This is a genomic window from Agromyces sp. Y182, assembly GCF_059445385.1.
Window position 1 is genome coordinate 789,915 of record NZ_JCAIUF010000001.1, and the last position, 22,636, is coordinate 812,550.

At 66.6% G+C, this 22,636-nt stretch carries 21 protein-coding genes and 1 pseudogene; 15 read left to right on the top strand and 7 right to left on the bottom strand.

Features of this window, described 5'->3' with window-relative positions:
* Positions 1 to 34: 34 nt before the first annotated feature.
* Genes AC1C2R_RS03585 through AC1C2R_RS03595 form a run of 3 tightly spaced genes read right to left on the bottom strand, consistent with a single transcriptional unit; the run spans position 35 to position 2,422 of the window.
* Positions 35 to 1,318 carry a serine hydrolase domain-containing protein gene (locus AC1C2R_RS03585; RefSeq protein WP_495378984.1) on the bottom strand — a complete coding sequence of 428 codons (1,284 nt, stop codon included), beginning with the start codon at positions 1,316 to 1,318 and terminating at the stop codon, positions 35 to 37.
* 15 nt (positions 1,319 to 1,333) lie between these two features.
* Complete coding sequence (locus AC1C2R_RS03590; protein ID WP_495378985.1) at positions 1,334 to 2,008, bottom strand: SDR family NAD(P)-dependent oxidoreductase; 675 nt, start codon at positions 2,006 to 2,008, stop codon at positions 1,334 to 1,336.
* A gap of 57 nt (positions 2,009 to 2,065) precedes the next feature.
* Positions 2,066 to 2,422: a DUF4386 family protein gene (locus AC1C2R_RS03595; RefSeq protein WP_495378986.1), complete on the bottom strand. Its 357-nt coding sequence runs from the start codon at positions 2,420 to 2,422 to the stop codon at positions 2,066 to 2,068.
* A 226-nt stretch (positions 2,423 to 2,648) separates the two neighbouring features.
* Here AC1C2R_RS03595 and AC1C2R_RS03600 point away from each other — a divergent pair, with 226 nt between their 5' ends.
* From AC1C2R_RS03600 to AC1C2R_RS03610, 3 genes are read left to right on the top strand one after another with little or no spacing between them, the layout of a single operon-like run.
* On the top strand, positions 2,649 to 3,824 hold the full coding sequence (locus tag AC1C2R_RS03600; protein WP_495378987.1) for a Fic family protein: 1,176 nt from the start codon (positions 2,649 to 2,651) through the stop codon (positions 3,822 to 3,824).
* Positions 3,821 to 4,198, top strand: coding sequence for an NAD(P)H-binding protein (locus AC1C2R_RS03605; protein WP_495378988.1), 378 nt, complete (start codon positions 3,821 to 3,823; stop codon positions 4,196 to 4,198). The genes AC1C2R_RS03600 and AC1C2R_RS03605 overlap by 4 nt, the downstream gene beginning before the upstream one ends.
* Positions 4,141 to 5,001, top strand: coding sequence for a Rossmann-fold NAD(P)-binding domain-containing protein (locus AC1C2R_RS03610; RefSeq protein ID WP_495378989.1), 861 nt, complete (start codon positions 4,141 to 4,143; stop codon positions 4,999 to 5,001). Before AC1C2R_RS03605 ends, AC1C2R_RS03610 begins: the two co-directional genes overlap by 58 nt.
* 273 nt (positions 5,002 to 5,274) lie before the next feature.
* Here AC1C2R_RS03610 and AC1C2R_RS03615 read toward each other — a convergent pair.
* Positions 5,275 to 5,424, bottom strand: a pseudogene (locus AC1C2R_RS03615) (helix-turn-helix domain-containing protein); the annotation flags it as partial.
* Between the two features lie 130 nt (positions 5,425 to 5,554).
* Between AC1C2R_RS03615 and AC1C2R_RS03620 the strand changes: the two are divergent.
* Positions 5,555 to 6,145 (top strand): hypothetical protein, encoded by a 591-nt coding sequence (locus tag AC1C2R_RS03620; protein WP_495378990.1) that lies wholly within the window; start codon positions 5,555 to 5,557, stop codon positions 6,143 to 6,145.
* Positions 6,146 to 6,218: 73 nt separating this feature from the next.
* Positions 6,219 to 6,791, top strand: coding sequence for a dienelactone hydrolase family protein (locus tag AC1C2R_RS03625; RefSeq protein WP_495351183.1), 573 nt, complete (start codon positions 6,219 to 6,221; stop codon positions 6,789 to 6,791).
* Between the two features lie 139 nt (positions 6,792 to 6,930).
* On the opposite strand, the gene AC1C2R_RS03630 is transcribed toward AC1C2R_RS03625, so the two are convergent.
* Positions 6,931 to 7,299, bottom strand: a complete 369-nt coding sequence (locus AC1C2R_RS03630) for a MerR family transcriptional regulator (protein WP_495378991.1) — start codon at positions 7,297 to 7,299, stop codon at positions 6,931 to 6,933.
* Between the two features lie 53 nt (positions 7,300 to 7,352).
* On the opposite strand from AC1C2R_RS03630, the gene AC1C2R_RS03635 reads away from it, so the two are divergent.
* From AC1C2R_RS03635 to AC1C2R_RS03660, 6 genes are all read left to right on the top strand, one after another.
* Entirely contained in the window at positions 7,353 to 8,300 is a 948-nt protein-coding gene (locus AC1C2R_RS03635; protein WP_495378992.1) for an aldo/keto reductase, read from the top strand.
* 215 nt (positions 8,301 to 8,515) lie between these two features.
* Positions 8,516 to 8,983 carry a hypothetical protein gene (locus tag AC1C2R_RS03640; protein WP_495378993.1) on the top strand — a complete coding sequence of 156 codons (468 nt, stop codon included), beginning with the start codon at positions 8,516 to 8,518 and terminating at the stop codon, positions 8,981 to 8,983.
* A gap of 194 nt (positions 8,984 to 9,177) precedes the next feature.
* A complete protein-coding gene (locus AC1C2R_RS03645) occupies positions 9,178 to 9,786 on the top strand; it encodes a hypothetical protein (RefSeq protein WP_495378994.1) in 609 nt (202 codons plus the stop codon).
* Positions 9,787 to 9,817: 31 nt separating this feature from the next.
* Positions 9,818 to 10,597: a PspA/IM30 family protein gene (locus AC1C2R_RS03650; RefSeq protein WP_495351188.1), complete on the top strand. Its 780-nt coding sequence runs from the start codon at positions 9,818 to 9,820 to the stop codon at positions 10,595 to 10,597.
* Positions 10,598 to 10,730: 133 nt separating this feature from the next.
* A complete protein-coding gene (locus AC1C2R_RS03655) occupies positions 10,731 to 11,126 on the top strand; it encodes a hypothetical protein (protein WP_495351189.1) in 396 nt (131 codons plus the stop codon).
* Positions 11,127 to 11,134: 8 nt separating this feature from the next.
* A complete protein-coding gene (locus AC1C2R_RS03660; protein WP_495378995.1) occupies positions 11,135 to 13,093 on the top strand; it encodes an acyl-CoA dehydrogenase family protein in 1,959 nt (652 codons plus the stop codon).
* Positions 13,094 to 13,321: 228 nt separating this feature from the next.
* On the opposite strand, the gene AC1C2R_RS03665 is transcribed toward AC1C2R_RS03660, so the two are convergent.
* A complete protein-coding gene (locus AC1C2R_RS03665) occupies positions 13,322 to 18,049 on the bottom strand; it encodes a family 78 glycoside hydrolase catalytic domain (RefSeq protein ID WP_495378996.1) in 4,728 nt (1,575 codons plus the stop codon).
* Between the two features lie 129 nt (positions 18,050 to 18,178).
* Positions 18,179 to 18,529 carry a metallopeptidase family protein gene (locus AC1C2R_RS03670; protein ID WP_495351191.1) on the bottom strand — a complete coding sequence of 117 codons (351 nt, stop codon included), beginning with the start codon at positions 18,527 to 18,529 and terminating at the stop codon, positions 18,179 to 18,181.
* A gap of 124 nt (positions 18,530 to 18,653) precedes the next feature.
* Here AC1C2R_RS03670 and AC1C2R_RS03675 point away from each other — a divergent pair, with 124 nt between their 5' ends.
* From AC1C2R_RS03675 to AC1C2R_RS03690, 4 genes are all read left to right on the top strand, one after another.
* Positions 18,654 to 19,211 carry a DUF1697 domain-containing protein gene (locus tag AC1C2R_RS03675; protein WP_495351192.1) on the top strand — a complete coding sequence of 186 codons (558 nt, stop codon included), beginning with the start codon at positions 18,654 to 18,656 and terminating at the stop codon, positions 19,209 to 19,211.
* A 137-nt stretch (positions 19,212 to 19,348) separates the two neighbouring features.
* On the top strand, positions 19,349 to 20,644 hold the full coding sequence (locus AC1C2R_RS03680; protein ID WP_495378997.1) for an ABC transporter substrate-binding protein: 1,296 nt from the start codon (positions 19,349 to 19,351) through the stop codon (positions 20,642 to 20,644).
* A gap of 87 nt (positions 20,645 to 20,731) precedes the next feature.
* Positions 20,732 to 21,727: a carbohydrate ABC transporter permease gene (locus tag AC1C2R_RS03685; protein ID WP_495378998.1), complete on the top strand. Its 996-nt coding sequence runs from the start codon at positions 20,732 to 20,734 to the stop codon at positions 21,725 to 21,727.
* Entirely contained in the window at positions 21,724 to 22,635 is a 912-nt protein-coding gene (locus AC1C2R_RS03690) for a carbohydrate ABC transporter permease (RefSeq protein ID WP_495351195.1), read from the top strand. Before AC1C2R_RS03685 ends, AC1C2R_RS03690 begins: the two co-directional genes overlap by 4 nt.
* Position 22,636: the final 1 nt, after the last annotated feature.

The following is a 22,636-nucleotide window of genomic DNA, read 5'->3' on the forward strand; positions in this document are numbered from 1 at the left end:
GCCGAGAACAAGGACGACCGTCGCGGCGAGCGCGTCACCCCTCGACGATCGGATGCCCCACAACTTCGGCGAGCGCGTTGCCGATGAAGACGGCCGGGTCGGCGCAGGTGCCGGTGGTGCGGCCACCGGCAACGGTGCCCACGCTCTCAGGGCACTCCCCCGACTTGATGTCGCTGTTGGCCATGACGATGAGCGTGGTGCCCGACTCGAGGTGGTGCTGCAGCACGGTGTTGAAGCCGGGCATCGTGCCGTCGTGGCCGTACCAGCCGAGCGCCAGGCCCATGCCGAGGCCGTAGGCGCGAGCCGGGGTCTGCGGCGCATCGGTGTCTGGGCCGACGTACACAGGCAGGGAGAAGTCGAACGAATCGATGCGCTGCTCTTGCCACTCCGGTGCGAGCAGCCCGTCGCCGGTGGCCAGCGCCTCACTCCAAGTAAGCAGGTCGTCGAGGTCGGAGATGATCGAGCCCGCGGTCCAACCCCATGACGGGTTCCAGTCAGTCGTCTCGACGGGCACCCCGTCGTCGACGCCCTGGAGCGTGTACCCGTCGGCGTGCGGCTCGGGGAACGAGGCATCCGTTGCGAAGATCGTGCCGTCGAGGCCCAGCGGCTCGATGATCTGCTCCTGCAGCACGTCTTCGATGGGCTCGCCCGTGACCTGCTCGATGACCATGCCGAGCAGCACGGTGTTGGTGTTCGAGTAGAAGGTCTTGGTGCCCGGCGCGAACATGGGCTCCTCGCCCCGCACGATGTCGACGAGGGCCTCGGGCGTCCAGACGTAGTTCGGGTCGTCGAACAGCTTCTGCTCGAACGCCTCGTTGAACGTGTACGAGGGGATGCCGCTTCGCATGGCACCGAGTTCGTAGAGCGTCGCGTCGCCGTTCGGCATGCCCGGCACGTACTTCTCGATCGGGTCGTCGAGTGAGAGGTCGCCCTGCTCGGCCAGTTGCATCAGCGCCGTGACGGTGAACGTCTTCGTGACGCTGCCGACGCGGTGGTTGACGTCGGCTGCCATCGGCACCGTCTCATCCCAGTCCTCGAAGCCGATCGTCGCGGCCCACGTGCCCTCGGGCGTTCGCACCCCGATCACGGCGCCGGGCGCACTGATGCCGGCGAAGGCCTCGGTCGCGGCGGCTGCGAGTTGCTCGCTGAGCTCGCCGCCGAGCTCGTCTTCGACGACGACGAGTCGGCCATCGGATGCCTCGGCAGCGGGTGTCTCGGACGGCGGCACGTCACTCGATGCGCCCGCGCAGCCGGCGGAGCCGACGACGAGCGCACCGAGGGTGAGGGTCAAGAAGGCTGTGCGGATGTTGCTCGGCATGTCGTCCCCATTCGATCAAGCGCGGCTGAGGCTCACTCTATGGGAGTGCGTGTCGGATCGCGTCGAGCACCGCCTGCAGGGCGGGCGATCGCGAACGATCAGCGCGGCTACAGCGGGTAGCCGACACCGGTCAGCTCTTCCGAGGCCCGGCATCGGCTCGGTCGCCGCGTAGAGCGTGGGGGCGGCTCCTCTCGTGGCGTCGTGTGCAAACAGGCGCAGGGCGACCTTCGAGACCGCGGTCAGAACGGGATTCGTCATGCTCGACCCGAGGTTGGTGGCGGCCATGCCCGGGTGCGCGGCCGTCGCCAAGACGTGCGACCCAGAGGCATCCAGTCGCCGTTGCAATTCGAGCGTGAAGAGCAGGTTCGCGAGCTTCGACTGGCCATAGGCCGCTGATCCCCCGCCGTAGCGCCGGGTCACCCAGTTGAGGTCGTCGAAGTCGATCGTGCCCGCTCGGTGCTCACCGCTGGCGACGGTCACGACGCGGCCCGTGATGTGCGGAAGCAGGAGGTTGGTCAGCGCGAAGTGGCCGAGGTGGTTGGTGCCGGAGTGCAGCTCGAAGCCGTCGTTGGTGAGGCCGAACGGCGGCATCAGCACGCCCGCATTGTTGACGAGGATGTCGATGTCGCCGCTCCAGTCGGCGGCGAACCGGCGCACCGACGCGAGGTCGGCCAGGTCGAGCCGGCGCACCTCGGTGGATCCCTCGACGTTCGCCGCGGCATCCCGGCCGCGCTGCCGTCATGGCGGTCATGATTGCGACGCGAACGTGCGGAGGGCGACTGGCGCGATGGGGGCGGTGGTCGCCGCGGGGTTGAAGCCCTTCGCGATGAGCCAGACGGCGAAGAACAGCTCGAAGAGCCCGCCGGGGATGGTTGACACGAGGCCGGCGCCGGCGAACCCCAGGAGTTCGAGGATGCAGCCCAGAGCGAACGACGCGTAGCCGACGAAGCCCCACACGGCGAGGAAGCGCGGCACGAGGCGCAACCGGAAGAGCGCGACGCAGAAGAAGAGCTGCCGATGCCGAGGCCGGCCATGGCGACGTTGTAGGCGAGGAAGTTGCCCGCCACGGCACCCGCTGACAGCGCGAGCTGGCAAGAGCGGCATCGCCGCGTGGAGGCTGCCGCGCCTCTCACGGATGACACTTAGAGTCTGAGCCGATCCCGATCAACGGCCTCACGCGCTCGCGCAAGTCACCGGCGTGCGAACCATGAAAGTGCCGCTCAGAATTGGAATCATGCATCGGCGAATCGCAAATCTTTCTTCCAAGCTCGGGACACAGTTCCGCAGGATATAGCTGATTTCAGCACTTTGACGTAAAATACGGACCATCATGACCGCAAATACTCGCGTCGAGTCGAACAACAATGAGTTCACGTTTCCGAGCTTCGAATTCGATTCGCCACTCGCTGCCGCTGTTGTCGAACTCGAACGACTGCGAGGAGAGATCGAGGTCGGGACGACCCCCGCCCAGGTCTTCCGTGAGCTGCACGGGCTCTTCCAATTTCTCTCGAGCATGGTCTCCGCGCGCATCGAAGGCAATCGCACGACGATCCTCGATGCAATCGCCGGGGCACAAGCCGCAGAGACTGAGCCTGACCAGGTCGACGAGACCGTTCGCGAGATTCTGAACCTCAACGACGTCATGGAGTTCATCGACGAGACCGACCACGACCGACCGATCACACATGCCTTTGTGCGTGAGTTACATCGCCGAGCGGTTGACGGGCTCATTCGCGAGGGTGACCCGAGACCGGGCGCCTATCGCAATCGCGATGTCGCAATTCAAGGCGCGACGCACCGACCGCCGCTGGCGCAATCAGTACAGAGTGAGATGGACCGATTCCTCGAATTCGCGAACCGGCCAGTGCAGACGCACCAGCAGCTCCTGCACGTCGCCATCGCCCACCACCGTTTCCTCTGGATCCATCCATTCCAGAATGGCAATGGGCGTGTATCGCGACTTCTCAGCTACGCCATGCTCGGCCGCCATGGATTCGTCAGCCCGATCGGTCTTCGCGCCGTCAACCCCACTGCGGTATTCGGGGTATCGCGTACCGGGTACTACGACGCCCTCGCAGCGGCCGACGACCTCAGCGACGCCGGCACGATCGCATGGTGCGAGTTCTTCATCAGCGGACTCCTCACCGACCTGCGCCGACTTCACCGCCTGCAGAACATCGAGTTCGTGCGCGCGGAGCTCATCTCACCGGCCCTCGAACGATTCGTACGTTCTGGAGGCATCTCCGCGCGAGAACGCGAGGTGATGCTATTCGCGTTCGATCAGGAGCTGGTCAAGGCGGGCCAGCTCGAGCATCTGCTCCCGGGCAGCCCGTCCATCAGAAGTCATGCGTTGCGTCCGTTGCTCGATCGTGGGCTGCTCAAGCCGACGCATGTCGGTGGTCGTTCGTACTTCGTTTCGTTCGGCCCGAATGAGCTGACGCCCTTCCTGATCCGCGAGCTCGACCGGGCAGGATTCCTGCCACCGCTTCTGAAGGAGTCAGCATGACCGCGACCGCGATCACCGGCGGCACCGGATTCGTCGGACGCCACCTGGCCGAACGGCTCGGGCCCGAGGCATCCGTCGTCATCTCTCGCCGCACCGGCGTCGTAGACGCACTGACGCGGGCATTCGAGGGGTGTGAGGTGGTCGCGCACTGCGCGGGCATCAACCGCGAGATCGGCGACCAGACCTATGAGCGGGTGCACATCGAGGGCACCGCGAACGTGATCGAAGCGGCCAAGCGCGCTGGGGTGCGCAAGATCATCATGCTGAGCTTCCTGCGGGCCCGGCCCGACTGCGGATCGCCGTACCACGAGTCGAAATGGGCGGCCGGGTCTCGATACGCGTCGCTTCGCGGAGCTACTCGACCAACGGGGTAGGCGGCTCGGGACTCGACTACACGATCCTCAAGGCCGGCATGATCTACGGCCGCGGCGACCACCTCATCGACCACCTCAGCCGCACCGTGCAGACCCTGCCGGTCTTCGCGACCGCCGGCTTCCGCGAGAAGCCCATCCGGCCCATCCCGATCGACGACCTCACCGACATCCTCGTCGCCGCCGTCGACGGGCGGATGCCGCGAGAGACCGTCGCCGTCGTTGGCGCCGAGCAACTCACACTGTCGAAGGCCGTGCGGCGCGTGGCGTCCGCACTGGGGCGCCGCGTTGTCGTGGTGCCGTGGCCGGTGTGGGCGCAGTACGCGCTCGCGCGGTTCACCGAGTGGACCATGAAGGTGCCGCTCGTCGCGAAGGCCCAGGTGCGCATGCTCGCCGAAGGCGTGACTGATGCCGCGCCGCCCGCGGCATCCGTGCCCGACGACCTGCGCCCGTGGCGCAGGTTCACGGCCGAGCAGATCCGCGCGAGCCTGCCCGAGCCCGGCGGGTTCGGGTGGAATGACCTGCGGCGCCGGCGGATCCAGCAGCCCATCCACGAGGATGCGCTCGACCATCGACCATGTCGCCGACTGCATGCAGCTCCTCGACAAGCTCCCGTAGGCCGTCGATCAGGTCGTCGCGGTCGAAGAGGATCACACGCTCTCCAAAGAGTCTGGCCAGATCAAGACGCCGTGCTCGAGGAACTCGGTCGGCACATCGCCGCGAGGCGGTGCAGGATCGGCAGGGTCGATCTGAAGCACACGGGCGCGTTCGAGGCTCCGCTCGGGCGCGTGCACCCAGCTCGGTAGTGGGACACGCTGCGCATTCAACCGGTACGCGACGAGAGCCGCGATCGCCGAGTCCCACGTCTTCGACCCCGTCGTCTCGGGCTCCGTGATCGCCAGCACGCCACGGAGCAGCCCCCGTTCCGCGACGAGATTGTCATTCATCTGGATGAAGTACCGGAACGCCAGCCGCGCATCGTCACGCTTCACGGCGTTACGGATGGCTGCTGCGACCGTGGCGACATCGTCACGCGTCGTCGCGGCCGCGTACAGCCGATGGCCGCCGGCGGCGAGCAGCCGGCTCGCCGTGTCGAAGCGCGGAGTCTCGTGGCGCCCCTCGACGAGCGCCACACGACTCTGCGAAACCCCCGACCGGTCGGCAAGGTCACGCTGCGTCAGCTTGCGAGCACGCCGAGCGGAGCGCACGAGCGTCGAGATCTCCGCCATGCGTCTCCCCCTTCGCCTTGTATGATGCGGTGATCGCAATTATCACCGATTTAGCGAACCCTCGGGGCGTGAATGCACCCGCCCTCGCCGAAGGCCTGACCGATGCGGCGGCGACTCGTAGGCTGGATGCGTGCCCCGACTTCACGCAGAGCCCGATCTCTCCAAGTGGGTGCCGATCACGGACTCCCTCGGATTCCGCGGCCGCCGCCACCGCAAGGCGGCGATCGGGATGCTCCTGTCGCAGGCCAAGGGACCCGACGCCGCACCGCCCGGCGCGGGCACCGGCTTCAGCGCCTGGGCGATGAGTCAGGCCGTTCCGTTCCTGATGCGCAAGGCCGCGGGCCGGGTACTCGTGTGGGTCTGGAAGGCGGAGCCGGAGCTGCTCGTCGTGATGGCGCAGGTGCAGGAAGCGACACCGCAGCTGCGGACGGCGCGGGCGTCGATGCCGATCGAGTACGACGACACCGAAGAGTTCCGCGGCAGCTACCTCGGCATCGGTGAGAAGCTCGCCATGCCGCTGCCGCCGGGCGGTCGCCCGCCGTTCGCCACGTACACGTGGGACCTCGGCTCGCACTTCGTGAGCGTGACGGCCGTGTGCAGCTATCGCGAGCGGTTCGGCACCGTCATCGGAGCCGTCGACGAGCTCGCGCGCGGCATCCGCGTCATCGACGATCTCACCATCGGGGAATCGGCGACGGTGCTGCGCATCGACCCCGCCTGAGTCGACATCGTCTGATCGAGCGAGTAGCTTCTCGATCGGAACCGGAGAACGCTCGGCGAACGGGGAAATCACGATGTCAGAGGTACTACTCTTCCACCACGCGCTCGGCCCCACCGAGGGGCTGTACGCCTTCGCGAACGAATTGCGCCAAGCGGGCCACGCCGTGCACACGCCCGATCTGTTCGAAGGGCGCACATTCGCCTCGATCGAAGAGGGCGTCGGATACGCCAACGAGGTCGGATGGGGCGAGATCATGGCGCGAGGCGAGCGCGCGGCGGAGGCGCTGCCGAGCGAGCTCGTCTACGCGGGATTCTCGCTCGGGGTCGTGCCCGCGCAGAAGCTCGCCCAGACCCGCCCCGGTGCGAAGGGCGCGCTGTTCTTCTACTCGTGCCTTCCGCCCGCGGAGTTCGGCGCGTGGCCGGCCGGCGTCCCGGTGCAGATCCACGGCATGGACGCCGATCCGATCTTCATGGAGGAAGGCGACGTCGACGCCGCCCGTGAGCTCGTCGAATCCACCGACGACGCCGAACTCTTCCTCTATCCCGGCGACCAGCACTACTTCGCGGACTCCAGCCTGCCGAGCTACGACGAAGGAGCGACCACGCTCCTCCTGCGGCGCGTGCTCGAGTTCCTCGCGCGCATCTGACCGTGTGGGGGCGGCGCCATACGCCCAGCCGAACCCGCGGAGCCGAGCATCACCGTCGAGCGTGCGGCGGCTCCGCTCTCGCCCTTCGCTATTTCGATCGGGAATCGACCGTCGGTCTCCGTCGCGCTACGCGCCGCGCCTAAGCGTCGTCACCCACCTGCCCCCGGTACCACGCGATCTTCTCGCGCAGGTGGTTCTGCTGCTCGATGAGCCGATCGATCGACGCCTGCACCTCGAGGTCGTGGCTCTCGAGCAGCTCGAGCCGTTCGTTGAGAGTCGACGCATCGTCGGAGAGCGCGGTGTAGAGCTTGAGGTCGGAGATCGGCATGCCCGTGTCGCGCAGGCATTTCACGAGGTCGAGCCAGTCGAGGTGCTCCTGCCGGTAGGTGCGGCGACCACCCGCGGTGCGCTCGATCGGCCCGATGAGACCTTCGCGCTCGTAGTAACGCAGGGTGTCGAGGCTGAAGCCGGTGCGTTCGACGACCTGCGACGGTGTGAAGTGGTTCATGATCTTCCCGTTCGGCTTGAGCTGGAGTGCACTCCAGCATGCACGGTGGAGGCATGACGATTCCAGCACTTGTTCTCGGCGCGATGAAGTTCGGCACCGAGATCGACGAAGACACTTCGTTCGCACTGCTCGACCGCTTCGTAGAAGCCGGCGGCGTGTGGATCGACACCGCGAACTGCTACTCCTTCTGGGCGAGCGAGTCAGGCTACGGCGGGCAGAGCGAACTCGTGCTCGGCCGCTGGCTCGCAGCACGGCCGGGAATGCGCGACCGTGTGCGCCTGTCGACCAAGGTCGGGGCCGAGCCATTGGATGCCTCCGACTGGCCCGCTTCCCGCGAGGGACTCTCAGCACGCGTCATCCGCAGCGCATTCGAAGGCAGCCTGCTGCGCCTCGGTACCGACCGGGTCGACATGCTCTGGGCGCATATGGAAGACCGGCGCGTGCCGATCGAGGAGACGGCGGATGCATTCTCTGAACTCGTGCGCAGTGGCGGCACCGCCCGCGTCGGCATGTCGAACCATCCCGCCTGGCGGGTCGAGCGGGCACGCGCCCAGGCGATCGCCACGGGCGGGCACCCGGTCGACGCCATGCAACTGAGCCGCAGCTACCTCGCGCCCCGTCCGGGCGCGCAGCCCGAGGGCCAGAACCACCGCTTCGGCATGATGAGCGACGAGCAGGTCGACTTCGCACACGAGAACGGCCTCGAGCTCTGGGCGTACACGCCGCTGCTGAGCGGCGCCTACGACAACGCGGCCAAACCTCTGCCGACCGCATACGAGCACCCGGGCGCCGAGCGGCGCCTCGCCGCGCTCGACACGGTGGCGGCTGAGCTCGGTGTGCCGCGGGGGCAGGTCGTGCTTGCCTGGATGGTCGGCGGCACACCGTCGATCACGCCGATCCTCGGCGGCAGCAAGCTGGAGCAACTCGACAGCGCGCTGCAGGGGGCCGCGCTGCAGTTGCCGCCGGAGCTCCGAGCACGGTTGGATGCCGGCATCCCATGAGTATGCACCGGCGCGTCAGCGGCTGATCGACCCAGGCCCGAGCCGCAGGAACCCCGTCAAGATGACGGGTCCTGACATATCTGTTCGAGTCGGTCACGCTGCACTTCGTTTCAGAGATCAGGGAACCCACTGAAGCGCCCTCGGAGGCTGTTCGAATACGCTGGCACGGCCTCATCGCTCGAACCATCGGTGTCACCAGCGAAGGAAGGTGCGTCATGGAGCACGAGCAGATCATCGTGCCGGCATGGCTCGGTCCCGCCGGCATGTTCATTCCAGAGCGAGGCAGGGCCTACACGTTCGGTGCGTTCATCATCACCGACGAGGAGTTCACCTTCAGCGATGACTCCGACCTCCTGCTTCGGCTTCCTCGAAACGGCACAGTGATCGCCTGGCCCCGGCGCTTCGTCGGCGGCGGGATGACCCTTCAGGGTTCGGGCGTGAAGAAGTCGATCGCGTTCGGGCGCCCCTTCCCCGACGCGCCGAGTCCGGATCCGACGCGCTACCGCGTTATCGCCGACGCACTGGGCGGCCTTTCCGAAGGACTCGGAGATTCGCTCGCCGGCCTCCTCGCCGGGTCGGGTGGCGAGCTTGCCGAGGTATTCCGCAGCGTCAACGACCTCAAGAGCGGCAAGATCGTCGGCGATCGAATCCGCCAGCTTCTCGATACGACACCCATGGCCTGAGCTGCCCGACGCTCCGAATTCGCACAGAGCCCTAACGCTTCGGCTGCGGCGAGCGTAGATTGCGTTATATCGCGTTTACGACGTGACGATGGCGCAGCGACGAAGCTTGACGAAGGCGGACACATGAACCCGAATCACGAACGACGGCTCACCGCGGGCAACGACCTCGAGCGCACCGACGGGAGGTGGGAGTCGTGGATGTCTTGCTCTGGATATTCCTCTCGTTCCTGATCTTCGTCGTCGTCGCGATCACCGCAGTCGTCTTCATCCTGCGAGCGGTGTACCGACGGCTTCGCCGCAATCGCGCCCTGGCCGGCACGGCGCTGCGAACACGCGCCGGTTTCAGTCGGGGTCCGCAGCGAAAGATCCTCTACCTGCGGCTGCGGCTCGCAGAAACGCTCGACAGCGGACAGGCCGCGGTCGACCTCGCAGGCCGCAGCGAAGGGCCGCGGGGCGAGCTTCCGCGACTCTTCCGCCGCATCCAGGAGGAGAGCGTCGCTCTGGACCTGCAACTGCGGCTGCTGGAGAGCGAGACGGACTCCGCCGTGCTGGCCGAGGAACTTCCCGCGGCCAACCATCGCGTCGATCAGGTAGCAGGACTGGTGCGGCGGTTGCGTTCCGCGGTCGCGTCGGGGCTCGCGGGCTCCACCGACGACACCCTCACCACACTGCACTCCGACATGGAACGGGAAGTCGCCGCACTGCATGCCGGAGTGCAGGAACTGCACCGACTCAACCAACGGGACGAACGCTTCGAGCCGACTCGGCCACCGACGGTCGACCGCGTCCGTCGTCCGAGATAAGTCCGTCGTCCGAGACAAAGGGGACACAACCATGAGCAACACCTCGCGGATCAAGACCATCTTCCGGAGCAAGACCACCAAGGCCCTCGACAAGGTCGAAGACCCTCGCGAAACCCTCGATGACAGCTACGAGCAACAGGTGAAGCTGCTGCAGGAGGTGCGAAAGGCGGTCGCCGAGGTTGCGACGGCGAAGAAGCGCATCGACCTGCAGGGGCAGGAGATGGGAACCCGCTACCAGCGCCTGGGCGACCAAGCCCGTGAGGCGATGGTGCAAGGCCGCGAAGACCTCGCCCGCGCGGCGCTCGAGCGCCGCGCGCTGCTCGAGGGTCAGGTCGCCAAGCTGCAGGAGCAGTACACCGTGCTCCAGAAGCAGACGTCGCAATTGCAGGAACGGGAACGCCACCTCGACGAGCAGGTCGCCGCGTTCCGCATCGAGAAGGAGACCATCAAAGCCACTTACACCGCCTCGGAAGCACAGGTGAAGGCGAACGAGGCGGTGGCGGGCATCGGGTCGAACATGAACGATATCGGCGTCAGCCTCGACCGTGCGCGCGACCGGGTCGCCCAGATGCAAGCGCGTGCCGCCGCCACCGATGAGCTGCTGGCGAGCGGTGCTCTCAAAGACCTCACCGCGGCACCGGATGCCGACATCGAGCGACAACTGGCAGTGCTTTCAGCGAAGGCAGACGTCGATCGTCAACTGCAATCCATGAAGCAGGCCGGCACCACCAGCGACGACCGGGCATCCGAGGCTCGCCGCGGCGGGCCCGACGCGTGGCTGAGCATCGGCCAAGCCCCGAACACGCCCTGAGCCGCGAACGGCACGCTCACGTCAGCCCGCGGCCGTCAGCGTCCTCCGTTCCCCGCCGGATGTCACCCGCCCACGCGTTGACGCACAGCGGCCACGAGCGTAAACCTGAGGTATCCGAGAAGGAGGAGCCGCGATGGCGAAAGATCTCTTGGTCATCCTCGAGGACCAGCCCGGTGAGGGGGCTCGACTCGGCGAGGCGCTCGGCAACGCGGGTGTCAACATCGAGGGCCTCTGCGCGTTCATGAACGGCCGCACGGGCACCGTGCACGTGCTCGTCGACGACGTCGCGGGCGCCAGAGCGGCGATCGAGGGCGCTGGCATCGCGGTCGAGGCCGAAACGGACGTCATCGTCAGTCCGGCGCTGCACGACCCCGACTTGGACACGCCAGGCGTGTTCGGTGGGATGGCGCGCGCCCTCGCCGAGGCCGACATCAACATCACGCTCGCCTACGTGGCCTCCAGAAACCGCGTCGTGCTCGCGACGAGCGACAACCAGCGGGCAACTCAGCTGCTGCAGTCGATGATGTAGCGGCCCGCGTGAGCATCGTCGGTAAGCCCACCGTCTCCCACGTCGACGAGATCGACGAGAAGCAGTCGCGCGCTGTCGCCGAGGCAGCGCGCGAGCAGGACTGGCGCAAGCCGAGCTTCGCACGGGGCCTCTACCTCGGGCAGTTCGACCTGTCGCTGATCCATCCGCACCCCCGACCTGATCCGGGCCGCCGCGAGCGCGGCGAGAAGTTTCTCACGGCACTCGAGTCGCTCCTGCGCGCGGTCGATGTCGCACGCATCGAGCGGGAGTCGCGCATCACCGACGAGACCTTCCAGGCGCTCGCCGACATCGGCGCGTTCGGCATGAAGATCCCGGTCGAGTACGGCGGCCTCGGGCTCGGGCAGTTCTACTACAACCGCGCGCTCGTGATGATCGGGGCGGTGAACGCCAGCCTCGGCGCGGCGTTGTCGGCGCACCAGTCCGTCGGTCTGCCCGAGCCGCTCGTGCTCGCGGGCACGGAGGTGCAGAAGCGGCAGTACTTACCGCGCTGCGCGAAGGGTGCGATCAGCGCCTTCCTGCTGACGGAGCCGGAGGTCGGCTCGGACCCCGCGCGGCTGCGGGCCACAGCAGTACCGACCGAGGATGACGCGGCGTACGTGCTGAACGGCACCAAGCTGTGGACCACCAACGGGGTCGTTGCCGAGCTGCTCGTCGTGATGGCGCGCGTGCCCGAGTCCGACGCCCACCGCGGCGGCATCAGCGCGTTCATCGTCGAGGCCGACTCCCCCGGCATCACCGTGCACCGTCGCAACGCGTTCATGGGGCTGCGCGGCATCGAGAACGGATTGACCTCGTTGCGCGACGTGCGCGTGCCGCGCGAGAACCTGATCGGCCGCGAGGGCCAAGGCCTCAAGATCGCGCTTACCACGCTCAACGCCGGCCGCTTGGCCATACCCGCCATTTGCGCCGGCGCAGGCAAGTGGAGCCTCAAGATCGCACGCGAGTGGTCGCAGGCCCGGGTGCAGTGGGGGCGACCGGTCGGCGAGCATGCCGCGGTCGCACACAAGATCGCCTTCATCGCCGCGACGACGTTCGCGCTCGAAGCGGTGGTCGACCTGTCGGGGGTGCTCGCCGACGAAGACCGCAAGGACATCCGCATCGAGGCGGCGCTCGCCAAGATGTGGGCTTCCGAGATGGGATGGCGCATCGCCGACGAACTCGTACAGATACGTGGTGGCCGCGGCTTCGAGACCGCGGCGTCGCTCGCCGCCCGCGGCGAACGCGCCGTCGGCGCCGAGCAGGTGCTGCGCGACATGCGGATCAACCGCATCTTCGAGGGCTCGACCGAGATCATGCACCTGCTCATCGCGCGGGAGGCCGTCGACGCGCACCTCACCGCCGCCGGAGACCTGATCGATCCGCATCTGGAGATCTCCCGCAAGCTGAAGGCCGCCGCCTCCGCGAGCGGGTTCTACGCCCGCTGGCTGCCGCAACTGGTCGCAGGCAAGGGCGACCTGCCGACGTCGTACGACGAGTTCGGCGCGCTCGCGTCGCACTTGCGCTACGTCGAGCGCACCAGTCGCAAGTTGGCGCGCGCGACCTTCTACGGGATGGCGCGCTGGCAGGGCGCCCTGGAACGCAAGCAAGGCTTCCTCGCCCGCGTCGTCGACATCGGCGCCGAGCTGTTCGCCGTGTCGGCTTCGTGCGTGCGCGCGGCGATGATCGCCGCCGACACGCCGGAGCGGGGCACGGCCGCGTACCAGCTCGCCGACACGTTCGCCGAGCAGTCCCGCCATCGCACCGAGCAACTGCTGGATGCCCTGTGGCGCAACACCGATTCCGCCGACGAACGCCTTGCCGCCCGAGTGCTCGACGGACGCTACGACTGGCTCGAGGAAGGCATCATCGATCCCAGCGAGGGCACCGGTCCGTGGATCACCGAGGAGCTGCCCGCCGACGCGACGGAGAACGTCGCACGCCGCGTCATCCGGCCGACGAAGGAGTAGTTGGCGGCCGGGTCTCGATACGCGTCGCTTCGCGGCGCTACTCGACCAACGGGGTACCGACTCTGCTCATCGACCACCTCAGTTGATCTTGATCCATTGGCGGGGCGCCACCCGCGACAAACTCTGAAAGCGGCGCGAATTGCGGGTTAGCGGCGGAATCTCGGCGCGAGCGACCTGTGCTGTCGCCTGCGCCGAGGTCGATTCCCTCCTGTGCTCCACTCTCGTGCGCTACGCGGCACGCCGCCGCAAGAACAGGAGACCTGCGCCAAGGGCGAGCGCGAGAAGTCCGCCACCCACTGCCCAGGGCAGCCAGCCGCCGACTCCGGTCTCACCAAGAACTTCGACGTGGATGCCGCCGCTACCAGTGTCGCCAGGAATCTCGCCTCCAGGAATCTCGCCTCCATCGTCGACGGCGATGAAATCGAGCGAGTACTCGCCCGGTTCCAGTGACGACGGGATGCCGGCGGACAGCGAGATGACGCCGTCTGCGTCTCCCGCAACGGATCCCAACTCGGTCGCACCCGGGTTCAGCTGGATCCGAACCTGCTGCGACTCGTCGAAGCCGTTCCGCTCGATGAAGACCGTGGAGCCGGGAGTGAGTTCCAACCTCGGAGATTGCGCGGAGACCTGCAAGCGCACCGGAGCGCTCACGTTGCCGGCGATGTCGCCGGCACGCTGCCACAACTCGGTTTCCGCAGCGCGGAGTGCGCGCGGCGTTTCCACATCGCTGAGCGCGCCCAGCGTTTCCACATCACCGAGCGCGCCCAGCGACTCCACCCAGACGTCCCCGTCGCGGGAGTACTGCACCGACTCGACCCCCGACAACAGATCGCTCGCAACCGAAGTGGCGACGCCGTCGGGGTCGAGCCAGCCCCATGCTTGCGGCGCCGAGGCGTCGACTCTCAGCTGGCGCGTGCCCGTTTGCGACGAATTGCCCGATGTGTCGATCGCCCGGTACGAGAGTGTGTAGTGCCCCTCGGGAAGCTCGAACGGGTCGACGTAGTCGGTCCAGTCCACGTCGCCGATCTTGTACTCGATAGATTCAACGGATGCGTCGGGGTCAGCCGTCATCGTCGCGACGCTGTCACCCGCCCACCAGCCGCCGTGCTCGGTTCCTGCGATCTCGAGGGTCACCGTAGGAGCTTCGACGTCGGCTTCGGCCGTGGAGAACGCGTAGACGCCGGACCCGACCTCGATGATGGCGCGCCCGTCGACGGTGCCGGTGTGCTCGGCACCGTCGACCCGTTCGACCGGGACGCCGCCTTCGAGTACGACTTCGCCGTCGTCGATGGGGAGCTCCACCGTTGCCGTCGTTCCGGGCGGAACGGTCACATCGAGGGAGACGCCGCGCTCGGCATCATTGGTCCACTTCGAGGCGACGAGGCCGAACCGGGACTGGAACGAGTAGTCACCCTGCTGGAAGGTGCCGCGCGGCTCCGGACGCACGATGAAGTGGCGGTACCCGGGCTGAGCCGGGTCGATGTGCACACCACCGATCTCGTTGTACATCCAGTTGCCGACGGACCCGTACACGGCGTGGTTGTCGGAGCTTCCGTTGAGCTTGCTGTGGAAGGTGCCGGTGTTGGGGTCGATGAAGTCCCAGCGCTCCCAGATCGTGGTGGCTCCGTTGTCGACCATGTATCCCCACGACGGGAAGTCCTCGTTCAAGAGCAGCTCATCCGCGAGGTCGAGGTGGTCGATCCGGCTCAGCACCGGAAGCAACCATCCGGTCGCCACGAAACCGGTGGACAGGTGGTTGTCGCGGTCGGCGAGCGATTGGATGAAGCGCTCGATCACCGCCCCGCGGAGCGTGTCGGGCACGAGTTCCGCGTAGAGCGCGATCACGTACGCCGCCTGGGTGCCCGGCTGCACCGTGCCATCCTCGGCAATGTACGCAGCTGCGAACGCGGCTCGGATACTCGCATGAATCGCCTCGAAGCGTTCAGCATCGGCTTCGTGCCCGAGTTCCCTGGCCATGTCGGCCATCACCTGTGCGTCCCACGCGAAGTATGCGGTGGCGGTGTATCTCCCGGAGGTGCCGGCGTTGACCGACATCCAGTCGCCCGCTTGGCCCATGTCGTCGCCCAGAAGGTAGGTGCCGTTCGAGTGCTGCTCGAGGAAGAGCACCCACTTCTTCATGGCTTCGTAGTTCTCCTTGACGATGGTGGCGTCGCCGTACCGCTGCCACGCCGCGTACGGGATCGCGACGACTGCGTCACCCCAGCCGCCGCCGTAGCCGCCGTAGTTGGCCCGCCAGTTCGGGGCGAGGTTGCTGACGAGTCCGGCCTCCGTCTGGGTTTCGACGACGTCGTGCATCCACTTGCGATAGAACTCGTAGACATCCCAGTTGTAGGTGGCGACATCTGCAGAGAAGGTCGCGTCACCTGCCCAGCCGAGCCGTTCAGCGCGCGCGTTGGTGTCGGTCGGCACCGAGACCAGGTTGCCGCGGAGGCTCCATTCGATGTTGCTCTGAAGATTGTCGAGCATGGGATTGCCGGTCGAGAAGGATCCGGGCTGCTTCAGCTCGTTCGAGATCACGATGGCCGTGACATCCGAAAGTTCCGGCACTCCCGGGTACCCGCTGACCTCCACGTAACGATAGCCGTGGTACGTGAACTTCGGCTCATACACCGTTTCGCCGCCCGCGAGGGTGACGGTGTCGAGCTGGGCGGCGTAGAGACCGTCATCGCCGGCGGTGAGGTTCTCCCAGTAGAGGCTGCCATCGGCTTTCACCTGCTGGGCGTGCCTGATCGAGATCTTCGTGCCGGCCGGGCCGTCGGCGCGAAGGCGAACGACTCCGGAGATCTGCTGGCCGAGGTCGAAGACGTAGACCCCGGGCGAGATCTCCTTTCGCTCGACGAACGCCATCTCCTGCACGGGCCGAACCGGCGGGCCGACCTCAGACATCATGAGCTCGGCATCAGCGGCACGGCTGAGCACGTCACCCCACGCGGAGTCGTCGAAGCCGGCGGCATCCCAGCCAGGCGTCGCCTTGCGTTCGTCGTAGCGTTCGCCCTGCAGGATATCTGCGGAGACGACCGGCCCTTCGCCCGCCTTCCACGAGCCGTCGGTACCCACCTGTTGCGTGGTGCCGTCGGCGTAGTGGATCAGGAGCGTGCCCCAGAACGCGGTGCCCTGGCCGTAGTGGCCGGCACCGAACCATCCGATCTGGCCGGCGAACCAGCCGGGTGCGAGTTGCGCTGCCAGCGCGTTCTCGCCCTTTACGAGCAGCTCGGTCACATCGGTGGATTGGTACTGTGTGCGCTGCCGGTAGTCGGTCCACCCTGGTGCGAGACGATCATCGTTGAGCGGAGCGCCGTTGATGCGGGCTTCGTAAATTCCTTGAGCGCTCGTGTACCAGGTGGCGCGTTCGATGGCGGCCGGACTCTGTTCGAGCGTGAACTCCGATCTCAACTGCGGGGTCACGTTGCCTTGGGCGAGGCCGATGTCGGCGTTCGCGACGCGCAGACCTCCGGCGACGAGCGCGCCCCCCGTGAACGGGTTCGTCTCCGACCGCAGCGCGCTCGTGAAGTACACCGCGTCGCCATCGGGCGAACGCACCGTGAGATCGCTGAACACCGCGGATTCGGTGTTCGACGCACGGAAGCCGATGGTTCCGGAAGAGCGTTCCGTCTGCTGGCGACGGTCGATCTCGATGCCGTCGATCGAGGTGATAATCGTGTCGCCGACAGCTGTGATCTTGAAGGTGTGCGGCGAGTACACCGCAGTGCGCGGAACGACGCGCTCGTCGATCGGAATCGTCGCGATGGTGCGGTAGCCGCCGCCGACTCTCACGTGCGGCTTGAAGACGAGCAGGCCGTCACCGATGGCGGCGTTGAGCTGCCACATGTAGGAGTTCGACCCGCCGCCGTCTGAACGGAAGTACACCGTTGCCGCTTCGGCCTTGATCTGCAGGGTCGTCTCGAGCTCGAAGTCCGTCCAGCTCTCACCGCTCGCAAGCATCGGAGATTGGTTGGCGACGGTGAGACCGTCTTCGCCGATCGACCCCGCGTTGAACGGGTTGCCGGTCGCATCGTTGCGGAACAGCACCGTGCCGTCGCGGTCGGTCACCGTGATGTTGCTGAAGACGGCGGATTCGGTGTTCGACTGTCGAAACCCGATGCCGCCCCCGGTGAGCGTCGAGTCTTCGCGCGTGTCGATCTGCACCCCGTTCAGGAAAGTGGTGATCGTTGCCCCTTCGACCGTGATCTTCAGCGACTGCTTCGCGAACCGGTTCGCCGACGGCACGACCGCTTCGCTCACGGGCACGTTCGCCAGGGTCGTATACGTGCCGTTCATTCGGAGGTGAGGCTTGAAGTTCAGCTGCCCGCCACTGCCGAGCGTGTTGAACTGCCACATGTAGCTCGTGCCGGCGCCAGAAGTTCTGAACAGTACTGAAGCAGCTTCCTGTTCGATCTGGAAGTCGAGTTCGACGGTGTAGTCGGTCCAGTCCTGGCCGATCGACGGCAGACCCACCCACTCGGCGTCCTGGTCGCCGCGCAGCCCGGTGTCGAAGTACGACGGCTCGCTCCACACCTCGCCCGCGGTGTCAGTCTCGACCAGCACCCGCCAGGAGTAGCGGGTGTCGGCGTCGAGGTCGGGCCCGCCATACGCGTGGCCGACGACAGCATCGGATTGTTGCAGCCCGCTGTCCCAGACATCAGATTCACCGCTCTCGACGAGCTCGGGAGAGGAGGCGACCTGGATCCGGTAGCCGGTCTGCAAGACCGCCCGCTGTTCGGCTTCGAATCGCCAGCTGAAGTTCGGCTGCGGATTGTCGACACCGCTGGGTTGAACGGCGCCCTCCACTTGGAGGTCGACGACAGTGATGCCGGATGCCGCGGCCGCAGCCTGTGTCGCGCTGCCGATGACGAACAGGGTCATGGCGGCAGCGAGCCCTATCGCAGTGACGGATCGCACCTTCCGGGCAGCGCTCGTCGGGAGGTCTGCGGTCATAGCGGTGAGTCCAATCGTCATTGATCTGGAACGCGGCGTCGCCTCGATCGTCAGAAATGAATCGATTCAATGGGCGCCCGATCGAGACTATCAGCTCCTCGCGCGAATCTGACGATGTCGGGCGACGCCCTACGCCCAGCCGAGCTCGCGGAGCCGAGCATCGTCGAGCCCGAAGTAGTGACCGATCTCGTGCACCAACGTGATGCGCACCCGCGCACGCAGTGCGTCGAGGTCGGCGCTGTGCTCCGCCAGGTTGTTCTTGAAGAGCGTGATGCGGTCGGGAAGCTCCCCGAAACCGTAGACCCCGCGGGTCGTCAGCGGACGCCCGCTGTACAGCCCGAACAGCCGCGGTCGCTCCCCCAGCGGCTGGTTCGCGATCATGATCGCGACATTCTCGACCCCGCGCACCATGTCGTCGGGGAGCGCGTCGAACACCTCGCCGACCATTCGCTCGAAGTCGTCCTCAGAGATCTCGACCATGTGACAATTGTGCCCGCTCACGAGCTGCCTTCCGGCACCGCGCCCAACCTGTGCACCGCGCCCACCGCGCCCGCCGCGCCGGCGCGCCCGTGGGAGTGTCACCTGCAGGTGGCAGGATCTGGCTATGGACTCGACGACGTACATTGCACTGCTGCGCGGCATCAACGTCGGCGGCAGGAACCCGGTCGACATGGGGGCTCTCGCTGAGTGCTTCCGCGACGCCGGCTACAGCGACGTTCGCACCCACCTGCAGAGCGGAAACGTGCTGTTCACGGCGAAGGGCACGGCCGACTCGACGCTCGAAGCCGCGATCGAGCACGCGCTCGAACAGCGATTCGGCATCGCGATCCCGACCTTGGTGCGCTCCCGCGACGAGTTCGCCGAGACGATCGCGGCGGCGCCCCACGACCATGATTCCGAAGAGCTGCGCAGCGAGGTGCTCTTCCTCAAGGCGCCGCTCACGGTCGAGGCGGTGCTCGACCAGATGCCCGAGCTCCGCGAGGGCGTCGACTCGATCGCACCCGGGCCCGGCGCGATCTACTTCTCACGAGTGAAAGCGCTCGCGACGAAGACGCGCATCCAGAAGCTGATGGCGATGCCCGTCTTCCAACAGATGACGATGCGAAGCTGGCGAACCGCCACCCGGCTGCTGGAACTTCTCGACGAAGGGGCGACAGCCTGATCCATGGGCGCGCTCCCATGATTGTCTTGACGGGGCTGTTGATGAGGCCGTAGGGTGTTCCTCACCTCGTGGGAGCGCTCCCATCCGTCGGGATGGGAGCGCTCCCACGGCCTGCCCACGCACACAAGGGAGTGACCGTGAACTCATCACGAAACAGGATCGCCGCATCCATCGCCGGCGTCGCAGCATTGGCCCTCATCACCACGGGCTGTTCATCCGGCGAGAGCGGGGGCGGCGGTGATGAGAACATCACGCTGTCCATCACGACGTTCGGCACGATGGGGGTCGAGGCCACCTACGAGCAGTACATGGAGGACAACCCCAACATCACGATCGAGGCGACGAACCTCGAGGGCGGCGGGGCGGCACGTGACGACGCGTACGCGAAGATCGCCGCCGGGTCAGGCCTGAGCGACGTCGTCGCGATCGAAGAAGGCTGGCTCGGCACGATCGCCGAAGTCTCCGACTCCTTCGTCGACCTGCGCGACTACGGCATCGAAGATGTCAAGGACTCGTGGCTCGAGTGGAAGTACAAGCAGGGCACCGGCCCCGACGGCCAGGTCATCGGCGCCGGGCTCGACATCGGGCCCCAGGGTCTCTGCTACCGCGGCGACCTGTTCGAGGCCGCGGGCCTGCCCAGCGAACGCTCAGAGGTCGCCGCCTACTTCGGCGGAGAGGATGCTACGTGGGATCGCTTCTTCGAGGTCGGCCAGGAGTACGTCGACAAGAGCGGCAAGGCCTTCTACCACAGCCCGCGATTCTTCTGGAACTCCTTCGTCAACCAGCAGGAGGAGGGGTACTACAAGAAAGACGGCGAGACGCTCAACATCGAGGGCAACGACGTTCTGAAGACCCACTTCGAGAAGATCGTCGAGGCTGAGAAGGCCGGCCTCGGTGCCGGGCTGCCCGGTTGGGACGTCGGACCCGAAGCCAAGGAAGACCAGTTCGCCGTCTACATGTGCCCGAGCTGGATGCTCGGCATCGTGCAGGGCTACTACGACGAGGGAACCACCGACAGCGGCTGGGACTTCGCCGACGTGCTCCCCGGTGGGGCGGCCAACTGGGGCGGTGCCTTCCTCGGCGTCTCCGAGTCATCCGAGCACAAGGAAGAGGCCGCGAAACTGGCGCTCTGGCTCGCCTCCCCCGAGCAGCAGGCTGCGGCGTTCGAGGTCGCCGGTCCGTTCCCCAGCACCCCCGACGGCCAGGAGCTTGTCGCCGACACCACGAGTGCGTTCTTCAACGACGCTCCTGTCGGCAACATCTTCGCGGCCCGATCGGAGGGCGTGATCGCGCAGGTCAAGGGCCCCGAGGACTCCAACATTCAAGACAACGTGTTCGGGCCGATCTTCGACCGGGTGAGCCAGGGCGAGATCACCGATGGCGACACCGCATGGAACGAAGCCATCAAGCTGCTCAACCAGCTCGTCGGCTAGTCCACCGGGGCGGCTCGTCGCATCCGTTCGAGCCGCCCCTTTTCCCTGATCGCCGCACCACGCATCGTCTCGCGGATTGGCTCAACGATGACCAGCTCCACACTGGGCCGACCGGCCCGCTCGGACCTGACTTTCCGGCAGAAGGTCAGTCGCTTCGACTACAAGTTCTCCCCGTTCCTCTACGTCGCGCCGTTCTTCGTGCTGTTCGCCGCAATCGGCGTCTTCCCGATCGCATACACGCTGAACGTCTCCCTCTACGACTGGCACCTGCTCAAGGGGCAGGGCGATTTCGTCGGGCTGCAGAACTACGTCTCCGTGCTGTCCGATCCGTTCTTCTGGAACGCCTTCGGCAACACGGTCAGCATCTTCCTGCTGTCGGCGATCCCGCAGCTCGTGATCGCCACCGGCGTGGCTGCGCTGCTCGACCAGGCGATCCGCGGAAAGACCTTCTGGCGGATGAGCATCCTGCTCCCGTACATCGTGGCGCCGGTCGCCGTCACCGTCATCTTCCTTCAGATCTTCAACCAGTATCACGGCCCCATCGCCGGGCTCCTCGAGCTGTTCGGCCTCGAACCGATCCGCTGGGCGTTCGACGTGCTGCCGTCGCACTTCGCCATCGCGAGCATGGTGAACTGGCGCTGGACCGGGTACAACGCCCTCCTCCTCCTTGCCGCCATGCAGGCCGTTCCCCGCGACGTGTACGAGTCGGCCGCGCTCGACGGTGCGAACAAGATCCGCCGCTTCTGGTCCATCACGATCCCGATGATCCGGCCGACGCTCATCTTCGTCGTCATCACCGCGACCATCGGCGGTCTGCAGATCTTCACCGAGCCGAAGCTCTTCGACACACGGACGAACGGTGGCGGCGATCGCCAGTTCCAGACGATCGTGCTCTACCTCTACGAGCTCGCATTCCCCAGGCGCGACTTCGGCCGAGCGTCGGCGACCGCGTGGATCCTGTTCCTCATCATCGTGCTCGTCGGGCTCATCAGCTTCGCCATCACCCGCGCCATCCGCACCGCCGACGTGAAACCGACTCGGATCAGCGCCGCCTCGGTCGGCGCCCAGCAGGGAGAGTCATGACCGCCACCGTCACGTCGCCCAAACCGCCGACGGTCGAAGACCGCCGGATCGTCGACGGAGAACGTCGCGCTCGGCGCAAGCGCGCCTACGAACGACCAGGCGTGCTCACCTATGCGCTCCTCGCCGCCTTCTTCATCGGCTCGGCGTTCCCCCTGTGGTGGTCGTTCGTCATCGGCAGCCGCCAGTCGTCGGACACGAATCTCGTGCCGCCCGCCGTGCTGCCCGGGCCCAACTTCATCGCCAACGCCGTCAAGGTGTTCGACACGGTTCCGTTCCTCCAAGCGCTGCTGAACAGCATCGTCATCTCGGGGGCCATCACCGTCTCCGTCGTGTTCTTCTCCACGCTCGCGGGGTATTCGTTCGCCAAACTGCGGTTCCGCGGCCGGAACGGCATGCTCTTGGCGGTGATCGCCACCATGGCGATTCCGACGCAGCTCGGCATCATCCCGCTGTTCATGCTGATGGCGGAATGGGAGTGGATCGGCACCCTGCAGGCGGTCATCGTGCCCGGCATGGTCACGGCCTTCGGCGTCTTCTTCATGCGTCAGTACCTCGTCGACGTGATTCCCGACGAACTCATCGAAGCCGCCCGCATGGACGGGGCCAGCATGTGGGGCACGTTCCGGCATGTCGCGCTTCCCGCGGCGCGGCCGGCGATGGCGGTACTCGCCCTCTTCACCTTCATGGCGGCGTGGACGGACTACCTGTGGCCGCTGCTCGTGCTGAGCCCTCGCAACCCGAGCGTGCAGACGGCGCTGGCTGCGCTGAGCGCCAGCGGCGGACAGAACCCCGACAACGCGATGGTCCTCGCGGGCGCCGTGTTGTCGGTCGTCCCCCTGCTCATCCTCTTCTTCGTCGCGGGCAAACAGCTCGTCGCCGGAATCATGCAAGGCGCAGTGAAAGGCTGAC

Excerpts from the sequence above, each read along its gene's own strand:
- AC1C2R_RS03685 (WP_495378998.1), top strand. The coding sequence starts at position 20,732 with ATGACCAGCTCCACACTGGGCCGACCGGCCCGCTCGGACCTGACTTTC.
- AC1C2R_RS03650 (WP_495351188.1), top strand. The coding sequence starts at position 9,818 with ATGAGCAACACCTCGCGGATCAAGACCATCTTCCGGAGCAAGACCACC.
- AC1C2R_RS03610 (WP_495378989.1), top strand. The coding sequence starts at position 4,141 with ATGGGCGGCCGGGTCTCGATACGCGTCGCTTCGCGGAGCTACTCGACC.
- AC1C2R_RS03600 (WP_495378987.1), top strand. The coding sequence starts at position 2,649 with ATGACCGCAAATACTCGCGTCGAGTCGAACAACAATGAGTTCACGTTT.
- AC1C2R_RS03595 (WP_495378986.1), bottom strand. The coding sequence starts at position 2,422 with ATGCCGCTCTTGCCAGCTCGCGCTGTCAGCGGGTGCCGTGGCGGGCAA.
- AC1C2R_RS03675 (WP_495351192.1), top strand. The coding sequence starts at position 18,654 with ATGGACTCGACGACGTACATTGCACTGCTGCGCGGCATCAACGTCGGC.
- AC1C2R_RS03630 (WP_495378991.1), bottom strand. The coding sequence starts at position 7,299 with ATGAACCACTTCACACCGTCGCAGGTCGTCGAACGCACCGGCTTCAGC.
- AC1C2R_RS03585 (WP_495378984.1), bottom strand. The coding sequence starts at position 1,318 with ATGCCGAGCAACATCCGCACAGCCTTCTTGACCCTCACCCTCGGTGCG.
- AC1C2R_RS03670 (WP_495351191.1), bottom strand. The coding sequence starts at position 18,529 with ATGGTCGAGATCTCTGAGGACGACTTCGAGCGAATGGTCGGCGAGGTG.
- AC1C2R_RS03690 (WP_495351195.1), top strand. The coding sequence starts at position 21,724 with ATGACCGCCACCGTCACGTCGCCCAAACCGCCGACGGTCGAAGACCGC.
- AC1C2R_RS03655 (WP_495351189.1), top strand. The coding sequence starts at position 10,731 with ATGGCGAAAGATCTCTTGGTCATCCTCGAGGACCAGCCCGGTGAGGGG.
- AC1C2R_RS03665 (WP_495378996.1), bottom strand. The coding sequence starts at position 18,049 with ATGACCGCAGACCTCCCGACGAGCGCTGCCCGGAAGGTGCGATCCGTC.
- AC1C2R_RS03635 (WP_495378992.1), top strand. The coding sequence starts at position 7,353 with ATGACGATTCCAGCACTTGTTCTCGGCGCGATGAAGTTCGGCACCGAG.
- AC1C2R_RS03640 (WP_495378993.1), top strand. The coding sequence starts at position 8,516 with ATGGAGCACGAGCAGATCATCGTGCCGGCATGGCTCGGTCCCGCCGGC.
- AC1C2R_RS03625 (WP_495351183.1), top strand. The coding sequence starts at position 6,219 with ATGTCAGAGGTACTACTCTTCCACCACGCGCTCGGCCCCACCGAGGGG.
- AC1C2R_RS03605 (WP_495378988.1), top strand. The coding sequence starts at position 3,821 with ATGACCGCGACCGCGATCACCGGCGGCACCGGATTCGTCGGACGCCAC.